Below are 11910 nucleotides of genomic sequence, written 5' to 3'. Positions count from 1 at the left end.
GTCGAGCCGTAACGTTCGTGGGTCGGCGGGTCAGAGAGCCGAGATCGTCTCGGGCGCCCGCTCCCGGCGGCTGAGGCCCCGCAGCACGGCGGTCTGTCCGTAACGGGCCACCGCCAGATCGGTCAGCAGCCCGAACACCGGCCGGAGCACCGCCGGCGGGAAGGCCGGCGTCGCGACGCCGACGCTGACGGCGAGGTCGTCGCAGTGCACCGAGATCTCCATCATGCGGGTCAGGAGGAGGTCGTCGAGGCTCAGGGCCCAGCCGGTCCACAGTGGCACGGCGCGGTCGGGGTCGGCGCCCGGCAGCTTCGCGCGCACGGCCGCGAGGTCTTCTCGCAGCTGGTCGACCACGGTCGCGTGGCCGCCGGCGGCGAACTCGTCGCTCTGGGCGCGGATCGCCACGTTGGCCGGGGAGTCGACGTCCTCGCCGAGCCAGGCCGCGTCGCCGTAGTGGGCCATCAGGTCACGCGGTCGCTGGTCCGACACCGGCGCGTCGACCAGGGTGGCGACCAGGTGCACCTGCCGCGCGAGGTGTCCGGCCAGGCCGGCGACGGAGAACTCGGGCAGGGCGGACGGCTCGTCCCAACGGCCGGCGACCGCCGGATCGGCGAGCAGGCCGGCGGCGATGGTCGCCGCGTCGAGGTAGGCGCCGCTGTGCATGCGGCGAGCGTACTCAGTCGATCGCGACGCTGACCTCGGTGGCCTTGACCAGGGCCAGCACCTCGTCGCCCTCGGTGAGGTCGAGGTCGTTGACGGCGTCGTTGGTGACGACCGCGGTGAGCGCGCCGCCGCCGTCGACCGCCACCTTGAGCGTGGTCATCGCGGCGCCCGCGGTCAGCGAGGTGATCCGGCCGGGGAGCTGGTTGCGGATGCTCACGTCGCCGACGGTGCCGGTGGCAAGCGCGACATCGGTCGCCTTGACCAGCATCGTGACGGGCTGCCCGGCGATCAGCTCGAGCTCGTCGGCGCTCTCCCGGGTGATCGCCGCGGTCAGGTCCTGGCCGCTGGCGAGCCTCGTCTTCACGGCGGCCATCGCCTCGCCGCGGGCCACCGAGAGGATCGTGCCTTCGAGCTGGTTGCGGATGCTGAGTCGCATGGGCGTGTCCATTCGCGAGCATTTGGTACGCGTTGTCCGTGCCATCCTCCCCTCGCGTCGTGCCCCCGCAACCGTGCGACACGCCCCTGCCCGCCGGGTGGATTGACGCCAGGCGGGTCGCGGATGGCGTCAGCGCCGGTCAAACCGATAGATTGCATTGCGAGTGCAAATTCTTCCGGGGCGGCTGGCTCCGCGGCAGTGGGGAGGCGCGATGGCGTCGGTGGTGACCGAGGCCGAGCTGCGCGAGCGGATCTCGGCGTTCCTGGCCGCGCACGACCCGGCCGCCGCGGCCGGTGGCAGCGCGGCGGACCGGCTGGCGTTCCTGCGCGCGCGGTTCGACGCGGGACTGTCCTGGGTGCACTTCCCGGCCGGGCTCGGCGGGCTCGGCGCCGGGCGGGCGCTGCAGACGGTCGTCGACGAGGCCTTCGTCGCGGCCGGCGCGCCCGACAACCGGCCCGGCCGCATCGGCATCGGGCTCGGCATGGCCGCGCCGACCGTCCTCGCCCACGGCACGCCCGAGCAGCGGGAGCGCTGGCTCCGTCCGCTGTGGACCGGCGAGGAGGTGTGGTGCCAGCTGTTCAGCGAGCCCGGCGCCGGCTCCGACCTCGCCGGGCTGGCCACCCGGGCCCGCCGCGACGGCGACGACTGGGTGGTCGACGGGCAGAAGGTGTGGACCTCGATGGCGCACGTCGCGCGGTGGGCCATCCTGCTCACCCGCAGCGACCCCGACGTGCCCAAGCACGCGGGCCTGACGTACTTCGTGCTCGACATGACCGCGCCCGGCGTCGAGGTGCGGCCGCTGCGCCAGCTCACCGGTGAGGCCGAGTTCAACGAGGTCTACCTGACCGGCGTGCGGATCCCCGACTCGCACCGGCTCGGTGACGTCGGGGCCGGCTGGAAGGTCGCGCAGACCACGCTGATGAACGAGCGGGTCTCGATCGGCGGTGGCGCGCTGCCCCGCGAGGGCGGCATGATCGGCGTGCTGGCCCAGGCCTGGCGGGACCACCCGCACCTGCGTACCCCCGGCATGCACGACACCGTGATGCGGCTCTGGGTGCGGGCCGAGGCGGCGCGGTTGACCGGGCTGCGGGTCCGCCAGCAGCTCGCGGCCGGCGTGCCCGGGCCGGACGGGTCCGCGGTCAAGCTCTCGTTCGCGACGCTCAACCAGCAGATCTCCGCTGCCGAGCTCGACTTCCGCAACGACGAGGCGCTGCGCCGCGACTCGTGGGCGATGAGCCGGCCCGAGGAGGTCGACTTCACCGGGCGCGACGCCGGCTACCGCTACCTGCGGGCCAAGGGCAACTCGATCGAGGGCGGGACGTCCGAGGTGCTCCGCAACATCATCGCCGAGCGGGTGCTGGGCCTGCCGGCCGAGCCGCGGGTCGACACCCGCGTCGCGTGGAAGGACCTGCCCCGATGAGCGACATGCTGGACCTGCTCGAGTCACCGGACGAGCGTGACCTGCGGGCGAGCGTACGGGAGATGCTCGCGGCCGAGGCGCCGTGGCAGTCGGTGCTGTCGTTCGTGACCTCGTCGTCCCCCGAGCCGTTCGACCCCAAGCTCTGGCGCACGCTGGCCACCGGGATGGGCCTGGCCGGGCTGCTCGTGCCCGAGGCGCAGGGCGGGGCCGGCGCGCAGTGGCGGGCGGCGGCGGTGGTGGTCGAGGAGCTGGGCCGGGCCGTGGCGCCCGTGCCGTTCCTGTCCAGCGCGGTCGTGGCGACCACGGCGCTGGGGTCGTCGGAGGCGCCGGACCTGCTCGGGCGGCTGGCGTCCGGCGAGCTGACGGCCGCGCTGGCGGTGCCCTACGGGCTGTGGTCGGCGCCGCCGCTGCTGTCGGTGCCGGACGGGGCGGTGACCGGCACCGTCCGGGGCGTCGCCGACGGGCTGGGGGCCGGGCTGCTGCTGGTGCCCGGCGAGGACGGTCTCTACGCGGTCGACGGGGCGGCGGTCCGGCGTACCCACGTGGTGTCGTTGGACGAGACCCGGCCCCTGTGCGATCTGGAGTTCTCGGCGACGCCGGCGCGCCGGGTCGGCCCGCTGGCCGCGGTGCCCTCGGCGCTGCGGGTCGCCGCCACGATGGTCGCGGCCGAGCAGGTGGGGCTCGCGTCGTGGTGCCTGGAGACGACGGTGGCCTACCTCAAGGAGCGCCACCAGTTCGGCCGACCCGTCGGGTCCTTCCAGGGGCTCAAACACCGGCTCGCCGATCTGTGGGTCGAGCTGACCCAGGCCCGGGCCGTGGTCGGTTACGCGGTCGCCGACCTGGCCGCCGGGGGCGAGGACGCGTCGGTGGCGGCGTCGCTGGCGAAGGTCGTCGGCTCGGAGGTCGCGGTGCGGGCCGCCGAGGAGTGCGTGCAGATGCACGGCGGGATCGGCTTCACCTGGGAGCACCCCGCCCACCTCTACCTCAAGCGGGCCAAGGCCACCGCGATCGCGTACGGTTCCCCCGACCGCCACCGCGCCCGCCTGGCGAATCTGGTCGACCTGCACCTGGAGGATTCGTGACGGCATCCCTGTCCGGCCGGGTGGCCCTGGTGACCGGCGCGAGCCGCGGCATCGGCCTGGCGATCGCGGCCCGGCTGGCCGCCGCCGGCGCGCGGGTCTGCGTGACGGCGCGCAAGCCGGAGCCGTTGGCCGAGGCGGTGTCCACGTTGGGCGGTCCGGCGGTGGCGCTGGGTGTGGCCGGGCGGGCCGACGACCCGGCGCACCAGGCCGCGGCGGTCGAGGCCGCGACGTCGGCGTTCGGGCCCGTCGACATTCTCGTCAACAACACCGGGATCAACCCTGTGTTCGGGCCGCTGCTGGACCTCGACCTGGGCGCCGCGCGGAAGATCTTCGAGGTCAACGTGCTGGCCGCGCTGGGCTGGGCGCAGGCCGTCTTCGGCGGCGCCGGCCCGCGGCCGGGCGTGGTGGTCAACGTGTCGTCGGTCGGTGGCCGGGTGCCGCCGCCGGGCATCTCGTTCTACGGGGTGAGCAAGGCGGCGCTGGAGCACCTGACCCGCTGCCTGGCGGTGGAGCTCGCGCCGCACGTGCGGGTCAACGCGGTCGCGCCGGCGGTGGTGAAGACCCGCTTCGCGACGCTGCTGTACGAGGGCCGCGAGTCCGAGGTCGCCGCCTCCTATCCGCTGGCCCGCCTCGGCATCCCCGAGGACGTGGGCGCCGCGGTCGCGTTCCTGGCGTCGGACGAGGCGGCCTGGATCACGGGGCAGACGCTGGTCATCGACGGTGGGGTCACGCTGACGGGGCGCGGCGCGTGACGGCACCGGCGCCCGAGGAGCGCGTCGACGGGCGCACCGCGCGGGCCGAACGCACCCGGGCGGCGATCGTCGACGCCCACCTGGCGCTGATCAACGAGGGCGACCTGCGGCCGACGGGGGAGCGGATCGCCGAGCGGGCCGGGGTCTCGCTGCGGGCACTGTGGACCAACTTCAAGGACATGGAGACCCTGTTCGAGGCGAGCGGCGCGCAGGTGCTGGCGGCGTACGACGCGGCGTTCACGCCCGTGCCGCCCGACCTCCCGCGGGCCGAGCGGGTGGCGCGCTACTGCCGCCAGCGGGCCCGGCTGCTCCAGCTGATCGCGATGCCGGCCCGGGCGGCGGCGATGCGGGAGCCGTTCTCGCCGCAGCTGCGCCGCAACCGGCAGAAGCACGTCGAACGGCTGCGGGAGGAGGTCGACGTGCTCTTCGCGGCGGAGTTCGCCGCCGCGGGCCCGGCCGGCGCCACCCTCCGGAACGCGGTCATGGCCGCCTCGATGTGGCCGGCCTGGTCGATGCTGCGCGACGGCCTGTCACTCTCGGCGACCGAGGCCGAGGCGGTGATGACGCGAACGATCACCGCGCTGCTGATGACCGCCGAGCCCTAGCCGGACCTGCCGCCCCCTTACGCTCGCCTGCATTCGGCTGGTTGGCGAATCCCGGCAAGGCCTGGTGATCGGGGTGGAGAGCGACGGGGCCTTCGAGGTGTGCGTGTCCCCATCGGCTGCGGATCCGCCAGCCTGGTACGCCGACTCGTTCGAACAGTGCGTCGACGTGTCGGCTGGGGAGCTGTCGGGGGATCGATCCGGCATTTCGTCGGCCCAGGAGTCGTCGTCATGGTCTGCGACATGAGGGAGGGCTGGGTCGAGGTGCACGCCGGTGCGCGGCACCGGGCGGCGCTCCGACCGCTTCGTGCCTCGGGACTGTCCTGGGAGACCTTTACCGCGTGACCTGCGGTTCGCCGATCTTCGCCCTTATCAGGAGCAAACCGGGCAATATGGATGGATGAGCCGTGACGCGTCAGGGCCGGAGCCGTCGGATGTGGACGCCGACGGCGGCTCGACGCCCCGGCGGCGGCGCGGCGGGGTCGTGCTGGTCAGCTCGGCGGCGGCGCTGGGCGGGTTCCTGTTCGGCTACGACACCTCGGTGATCAACGGGACCGTCGACGCCATCGAGGACCAGTTCAACATGTCGTCGGAGCTGCTCGGCTTCGTGGTGTCGTCGGCGTTGCTGGGCGCGGCGGTGGGCGCGTGGTTCGCGGGACCGATCGCGGACCGGATCGGCCGGGTCCGCTCGATGGTGATCGCCGCGGTCCTGTTCTTCATCGGGGCGATCGGATCGGCCCTCGCGACCGGTCCGGTGACGCTGACGGTGTGGCGCATCATCGGCGGCATGGCGGTCGGCGCGGCCAGCGTGATCGCGCCCGCGTACATCGCCGAGATGGCGCCGGCCAGGCTGCGCGGCCGGCTCGGCTCGTTGCAACAGCTCGCGATCGTCCTCGGCATCTTCGTCGCGCTGCTGATCGACGCGCTGCTCGCCAACATCGCCGGCAGCGCGGCCGACGAGCTCGCCCTGGGCGGCAAGGCCTGGCGCTGGATGTTCGCGACGGCCGCCGTACCCGCGATCCTCTATGGGCTCATCTCCCTGACCATCCCGGAGTCGCCGCGCTATCTCGTGCGCCGCGGCAACGTCGAGCAGGCCCGCAAGACCCTGCGGCGGTACGTGGGCGGCGACACCGACGAGCGCATCAAGGAGATCCAGCACTCGCTCGGCACCGGGGCGGAGGACGTGCGCCTGCGCGACCTGCGCGGCCCGCGCCTGGGCCTGCAGCCGATCGTCTGGACGGGCATCCTGCTGTCGGTCTTCCAGCAGTTCGTCGGCATCAACGTGATCTTCTACTATTCGACGACCCTGTGGCGCTCGGTCGGCTTCCAGGAGAACGACGCGCTGCTGATCTCGGTGATCACGAGCCTGGTCAACATCGTCGGCACGTTCATCGGCATCGCCCTGATCGACCGCATCGGCCGCAAGGCGCTCCTCCTGATCGGGGCGAGCGTCATGTTCGTGACACTCGGCCTGCTGTCCTACTGCTTCAGCAAGGCCTCCGGCTCCGGCACGGACGTGAGCCTGGCCAGCCCGTGGGACACGATCGCCTTGTACTCGGCCAACGTGTACGTCCTCTCCTTCGCCTTCAGCTGGGGCCCCGCGGTCTGGGTGCTGCTGGGCGAGATGTTCAACAACCGCATCCGCGCGACGGCGTTGGCCGTGGCGGCCGCGGCGCAGTGGCTGGCCAACTTCGCGATCTCCCAGACGTTCCCGACGCTGTCCGGCGTGAGCCTGACCCTGGCGTACGGCCTCTACACCGCGTTCGCGTTGCTGGCGCTGGTGTTCGTCGCGGCCGCGGTCCGCGAAACCAAGGGCCGCGAACTGGAAACGATGTAGGACGCGCTGCCTGTCTGGCAAGCTTGGCCCTCTCGACGGACAGGAGGGCACGGATGCCGCTGCGTACGCGAAAGCGTTGGTGGGGTGTGACCCTGGATGCCCCGGACGGTCTGGAGCTCGCCCGCTTCTACGCCCGCCTTCTCGACTGGGAGCTGTACTCCGGCGACGGCGATGGAGGGTCGGTCGCCCCGTCGGACGACGCGGGCTTCAACCTCGGCTTCCAGACCGAAGCCCACTACGTCCGGCCGGTCTGGCCGGCCGAGCCGGGCGCGCCGCAGATGTCCATGCATCTCGAGATCGAGGTCGACGACCTGGACGAAGCCGTGGAGTACGCGATCAGCGTCGGCGCTGAGGTCGCCGGCTTCCAGCCGCAGCGCAACGTACGGGTGATGCTCGATCCGGCCGGACATCCGTTCTGTCTGTACGTCGACGACGAGCACGTCAACGAGGCCGGCGCCGGCTGACGGACCGGACGCCGACGGCGCCCGCGACGACCGCGTGGTGAGCCGGCGTCGTGCGTTGGCTGATTGACCGGACGCCGCCGGCGCCCGCGACGACCGCGTGGTGAGCCGGCGTCGTGCGTTGGCCGGCGCTGACGTCCGGCGGTTCAGCCGAAGAGGACGACGGACCGGGCGCCCTCGCCGCGGGCCATCCGTTCGAAGGCGGCGGGTGCCGACTCCAGCGGAATGCGGTCGGTGATCAGCGGCGTCAGGTCGAGCGAGCCGTCGAGGACCGCGGCGGCCAGCGCCGGAAGGTCGCGGTCCGGGTCGGACGAACCGTAGACCGACGACCGCAGCGTCCGCGCCGAGTGGAAGATGTCGAGGGCGCCGAGGCTGACCAGGTCGTCGCGGGCGCCCATGCCGACCACGGTGACCTGACCACCGCGCCGGGTGGCCCGCCAGGCGGCGCCGATGGTGGCGGACCGGCCGACACACTCGATCGCGTGGTCGGCGCCGCGGCCCTCGGTGAGCCCCCGCACCGCCTTGGGCATGCCGTCGTCCGACACCACGAAGTCGGTGGCGCCGGCCTTGAGCGCCAGGTCCCGCTTCGCCTCGCTGAGGTCCACCCCGATAACCGGGTCGGCCCCGGCGGAGCGGGCGGCGATCAGCGCGGCCAGGCCGACCCCGCCGAGCCCGACCACGACCACTGACTGGCCGGGCCGCACGGCCGCGGTGCGGTTGACGGCCCCGGTAGCCGTCAGCACCGCGCACCCGAGCAGCGCGGCGATGTCGGCCGGCAGGTCGGCCGGCACCGGCACGACGGCGTGGCTCGGCACCACGACCTCCTCGGCCAGCGCGCCGAGCCCCAGCGTCACGTGGGCGTTTTCGCCCGACGCCAGATTGCCCCGCGGCGCCGACGGCCGACCGTTGTGGGCGCACAGCCACGGCTCTCCGTGCGTGCAGTGCCAGCACTCCCGGCACGGCGGCGCCCAGTTGAGCACCACGTGGTCGCCCACGCCGACCCGCTCGCCCCCGCCGGGACCGACCTCGACTACCACGCCGGCGGCCTCGTGCCCGAGCACCAACGGGTAGGACGGTGACAGCGTGCCATTGACCATCGACAGGTCAGAGTGGCAGACGCCGGCCGCCTGGATCCGGACCCGCACCTCACCGGGACCGGCCGGCGGCAGCACCACATCGGCGACGCGTGGTGTGTCGCCCTTGCCCGCGACGATCAACGCCTTCATGCCACTCACTCTCCACCCGCCAGTTCCACACGGCCTTCGTCAGCGCTGGATCGACTTCGTCTCAAGGAACTCCGACAGGCCGTGCTCGCCCAACTCGCGCCCGATGCCCGACTGCTTGTAGCCGCCGAACGGGGCCTGCGGGTTGAACGCGCCCCCGTTGATGTCGACCGCGCCGGTGCGCAGCCGCCGTGCCACCGCGAGCGCGCGCTCCTCGTCTCCGGACCAGACCCCGCCCGCCAACCCGTAGCGGGAGTTGTTGGCGATCGCGACCGCCTGGTCGTCGTCGGCGAACGGGATGATCGACAGGACCGGGCCGAAGATCTCCTCCTGAGCGATCGTGTCGTCCGGGTCGACGTCGGCGAAGACCGTCGGGGCGACGAACCAGCCGCGGGCCGGCACTGGCGCGTCGGGGCCGCCCGAGACCAGGCGGGCGCCGTCGGCCAGGCCCTTGTCGACATAGGTGCGCACCCGGTCGCGTTGGCGTTCGGAGACCAGCGGGCCCAGCCGGGTCGCCGGGTCGAACGGGTCGCCGGTCGGGTAGCCCGCCGACGCCGTCGCCGCCAGCTCGACCGCCTCCTCGTAGACGGACCGGTGCACGAGCATGCGGGTCCACGCGGTGCAGGTCTGGCCGGCGTTGAGGAACGCGTTGCCCACGCCGACCTTGACCGCCTTGGCCAGGTCGGCGTCGGGCAGGATCACGTTGGCGGACTTGCCGCCCAGCTCCAGCGTCACCCGGGCGATCCGGTCGGCGGCCAGGCGGCTGATCGCGGCCCCGGTCGCGGCCGAGCCGGTGAACGACACGACGTCGACGTCGGGGTGCGCGGCCAGCGCGGCGCCGGCCACCGGGCCGGAGCCGCTCACCAGGTTGACCACGCCCGGCGGCAGGCCGGCCTCGTCGATCGCGTCGAAGAGCAGGTAGGCCGTGAGCGGCGTCAGCTCGGCCGGCTTGAGCACCACCGTGCAGCCCGCCGCGAGCGCGGCGCCGACCTTGGCGATCACCTGGTGCAGCGGGTAGTTCCAGGGCGTGATGGCGCCGACGACACCGGCGGGCTCGCGTACGACGAGGGAGTTTCCGATCGTCTCCGGCTCGAACCCGGCGCGCGCCCGGGCCGCGTAGCCGCGCAGCACCGCCAGCGGCAGGCCCGTCTGCACCCGTTGGGCCACCTTGATGGGCGTGCCGACCTCGATCGCTACGGTCGCGGCGATCTGCTCGGACCGGGCGCTCAGGGCGGCCAGCAGCCGGTCGAGGTGATCGGCGCGGTCGGCGGGGGACAGGCTCGCCCAGGGGTCGAACGCCGCACGGGCCGCCGCGACCGCGCGGTCGACGTCGGCGCTGCCCGCGGCCGGCACGTGGGCGACGACGTCCTCGGTCGCCGGGTCCTGCACCGGCATCGGCAGGGCGTCGAGCGGTTTCACCCATTCGCCGTCGATGTAGAGCCGGTCGCGGTCGGCCACCTTCGCGGCGGCGCGGCCGGCGTCGGTCTGGTCCATGCGTTACCTCCGGGTGCGCGCGGAGCGGGTCGTGCCGTGCAGTCGGTGGGTCGGGTCGCCGACCACCTCTTCATACGTGATCGCGAGGCCCGTGATGACCGCTTCCAGGCCGAGCTCGAACGCGCCCTCGTCGACCTCGCGCTGGTGGGCGGCCAGGCGGTGGGCCTGGCCCAGGTGCGGGTAGTCGGACGACACGTAGATCTTGGGATCGGAGGCGAAGCCGCGGGCGAACGAGCCCAGCGCGGACCCGGCCACCAGGTAGCGCATCAGCGCGCCGATGTGGGTGGCCCGCGCGGGCGGCCAGCCGGCCCGGACCAGACCGCCGTAGACGGCGTCGGCCATGGCCAACGCGCGCGGTCGCCGGCCCGGGCCGCGGGCTAGGTAGGGGACGATGTGCGGGTGCGCGGCCAGCGCCGCCCGGTAGGACCGGCCCCAGATGCGCAGCGCGTCGGGCCAGTCGTGGGTCGCGAAGCACTCGATGTCCACGTCGGCCGTGATCTCGTCGGCGACCGCGTCCAGGATCGCGTCCTTGTTGGCGAAATGGTTGTAGAGCGACGGGCCACGAACCCCCAGCTGCGCCGCCAGCCGCCGGGTCGACACCGCCTCGAGCCCTTCGGCGTCGATCAGCTCGGCCGCCGTTTCGATGATGCGCTGCCGGGTGAGCAGCGCCTGACGCGGTCGGGGCATCGGGTCGCTCCTCTCTCCGGGTCGTGTTCGGTGCGGTGTGCCAACTCGGGTGGCGGGGTGGACACGGGAAAACTACCACCGTTAGTTTATTCGCGTGGACCTCATCCTGTCACCCGAGCACGAAGCGAGCCGCGCACTCGCCGCCGAGTTCGTCGCCCGCGAGGTCACCCCGCACGCCGCCGAGTGGGACAGGCGCGAGGCGGTCGACGGCGCGATCGTCAAGCGCCTCGGCGACCTGGGCTTCCTCGGGCTGACGATCCCGGAGGAGCTGGGCGGCTCGGGCGGCGACCATCTCACCTACTGCCTTGTCCTCGAGGAGCTCGGTCGGGGCGACTCGTCGGTGCGGGGCATCGTCTCGGTCTCGCTGGGCCTGGTGGCGAAGACCATCGCAGCACACGGGTCCGACAGTTCGCGTTCCTCCTGGCTACCGCGGTTGTGCGCCGGCACGGCGCTCGGCTGCTTCGCGCTGACCGAGCCCGGCACGGGCTCCGACGCGGCCAACCTGGCCACCCGCGCCGTCCGCGACGGCGACGACTGGCTGCTCACGGGCTCCAAGCTGTTCATCACCAACGGCACGTGGGCCGACGTGGCCCTGGTCTTCGCGCGCACAGGTGGCCCGGGTCCGCGCGGCGTCACCGCGTTCCTCGTCGAGACCGACACGCCGGGCCTGACCCGCCGCGAGATCCACGGCAAGCTCGGCCTCCGCGGCCAGGCCACAGCAGAGCTGACCTTCGATGGCGTACGCGTCAGCGACGCGGCCCGGGTCGGCGCCGAGGGCCAGGGCTTCAAGATCGCCATGTCCACTCTCGACAAGGGCCGCATGTCGCTCGCCGCCGGCTGTGTCGGGCTGGCCCAGGCCTGCCTCGACGCGGCGGTGCGCTACGCCGGCGAACGCACGCAGTTCGGCAAGCCGATCGCCGGCCACCAGCTCGTGCAGCGTCACCTGGCCCAGATCGCCGTCGACACCGCCGCCGCCCGGCTGCTCGTCTGGCGCGTCGCCGACCTGATCGACCGCGGCCAGCCGTTCGGCACCGAGGCGTCGATGGCCAAGCTGTTCGCCAGCGAAGCCGCGGTCCGGGCCGCCGACCGGGCGGTGCAGGTGTTCGGCGGCTACGGCTACATCGACGAATACCCGGTCGGCAAATACCTCCGCGACGCCCGGGTCACCACGCTCTACGAGGGCACCACCGAGATCCAGCAACTACTCATCGGGCGGGCGCTCACCGGCGTCTCCGCCTTCTGAGAAAGGTCAGGCA

12 protein-coding genes are annotated in these 11910 nt (G+C 73.2%); 7 read left to right on the top strand and 5 right to left on the bottom strand.

Annotated elements, in window-relative coordinates:
- Nucleotides 1–30: 30 nt before the first annotated feature.
- Both O7635_RS30455 and O7635_RS30450 read right to left on the bottom strand, forming a co-directional pair.
- The gene (locus O7635_RS30455) at nucleotides 31–660 is read right to left on the bottom strand and encodes a maleylpyruvate isomerase N-terminal domain-containing protein (protein WP_278083933.1); all 630 of its coding nucleotides are present in this window, start codon (nucleotides 658–660) and stop codon (nucleotides 31–33) included.
- 13 nt (nucleotides 661–673) lie between these two features.
- Nucleotides 674–1096: a TOBE domain-containing protein gene (locus O7635_RS30450; RefSeq protein WP_278083932.1), complete on the bottom strand. Its 423-nt coding sequence runs from the start codon at nucleotides 1094–1096 to the stop codon at nucleotides 674–676.
- A gap of 211 nt (nucleotides 1097–1307) precedes the next feature.
- Here O7635_RS30450 and O7635_RS30445 point away from each other — a divergent pair, with 211 nt between their 5' ends.
- The 6 genes from O7635_RS30445 (at nucleotide 1308) to O7635_RS30420 (ending at nucleotide 7253) form a co-directional block, all read left to right on the top strand.
- Nucleotides 1308–2516, top strand: coding sequence for an acyl-CoA dehydrogenase family protein (locus tag O7635_RS30445; RefSeq protein ID WP_278083931.1), 1209 nt, complete (start codon nucleotides 1308–1310; stop codon nucleotides 2514–2516).
- Nucleotides 2513–3598 carry an acyl-CoA dehydrogenase family protein gene (locus tag O7635_RS30440; RefSeq protein WP_278083930.1) on the top strand — a complete coding sequence of 362 codons (1086 nt, stop codon included), beginning with the start codon at nucleotides 2513–2515 and terminating at the stop codon, nucleotides 3596–3598. The genes O7635_RS30445 and O7635_RS30440 overlap by 4 nt, the downstream gene beginning before the upstream one ends.
- Nucleotides 3595–4350 carry an SDR family oxidoreductase gene (locus O7635_RS30435; protein WP_278083929.1) on the top strand — a complete coding sequence of 252 codons (756 nt, stop codon included), beginning with the start codon at nucleotides 3595–3597 and terminating at the stop codon, nucleotides 4348–4350. The genes O7635_RS30440 and O7635_RS30435 overlap by 4 nt, the downstream gene beginning before the upstream one ends.
- A complete protein-coding gene (locus tag O7635_RS30430; protein WP_278083928.1) occupies nucleotides 4347–4955 on the top strand; it encodes a TetR family transcriptional regulator in 609 nt (202 codons plus the stop codon). The genes O7635_RS30435 and O7635_RS30430 overlap by 4 nt, the downstream gene beginning before the upstream one ends.
- 397 nt (nucleotides 4956–5352) lie before the next feature.
- Nucleotides 5353–6789 (top strand): sugar porter family MFS transporter, encoded by a 1437-nt coding sequence (locus tag O7635_RS30425; protein WP_278083927.1) that lies wholly within the window; start codon nucleotides 5353–5355, stop codon nucleotides 6787–6789.
- A gap of 53 nt (nucleotides 6790–6842) precedes the next feature.
- Complete coding sequence (locus O7635_RS30420; RefSeq protein ID WP_278083926.1) at nucleotides 6843–7253, top strand: VOC family protein; 411 nt, start codon at nucleotides 6843–6845, stop codon at nucleotides 7251–7253.
- A gap of 143 nt (nucleotides 7254–7396) precedes the next feature.
- On the opposite strand, the gene O7635_RS30415 is transcribed toward O7635_RS30420, so the two are convergent.
- From O7635_RS30415 to O7635_RS30405, 3 genes are read right to left on the bottom strand one after another with little or no spacing between them, the layout of a single operon-like run.
- The gene (locus O7635_RS30415; RefSeq protein ID WP_278083925.1) at nucleotides 7397–8476 is read right to left on the bottom strand and encodes an alcohol dehydrogenase catalytic domain-containing protein; all 1080 of its coding nucleotides are present in this window, start codon (nucleotides 8474–8476) and stop codon (nucleotides 7397–7399) included.
- Between the two features lie 39 nt (nucleotides 8477–8515).
- On the bottom strand, nucleotides 8516–9967 hold the full coding sequence (locus O7635_RS30410; protein ID WP_278083924.1) for an aldehyde dehydrogenase family protein: 1452 nt from the start codon (nucleotides 9965–9967) through the stop codon (nucleotides 8516–8518).
- A 3-nt stretch (nucleotides 9968–9970) separates the two neighbouring features.
- Nucleotides 9971–10654, bottom strand: coding sequence for a TetR family transcriptional regulator (locus tag O7635_RS30405; protein ID WP_278083923.1), 684 nt, complete (start codon nucleotides 10652–10654; stop codon nucleotides 9971–9973).
- A gap of 94 nt (nucleotides 10655–10748) precedes the next feature.
- Between O7635_RS30405 and O7635_RS30400 the strand changes: the two genes are divergently transcribed.
- On the top strand, nucleotides 10749–11897 hold the full coding sequence (locus O7635_RS30400; protein ID WP_278083922.1) for an acyl-CoA dehydrogenase family protein: 1149 nt from the start codon (nucleotides 10749–10751) through the stop codon (nucleotides 11895–11897).
- Nucleotides 11898–11910 lie beyond the last annotated feature (13 nt).

It is taken from the genome of Asanoa sp. WMMD1127, from assembly GCF_029626225.1.
GTDB lineage: Bacteria > Actinomycetota > Actinomycetes > Mycobacteriales > Micromonosporaceae > Asanoa.
Note: the sequence above shows the minus strand (reverse complement) of the source record. Positions and strands in the feature narration are given on the sequence as shown.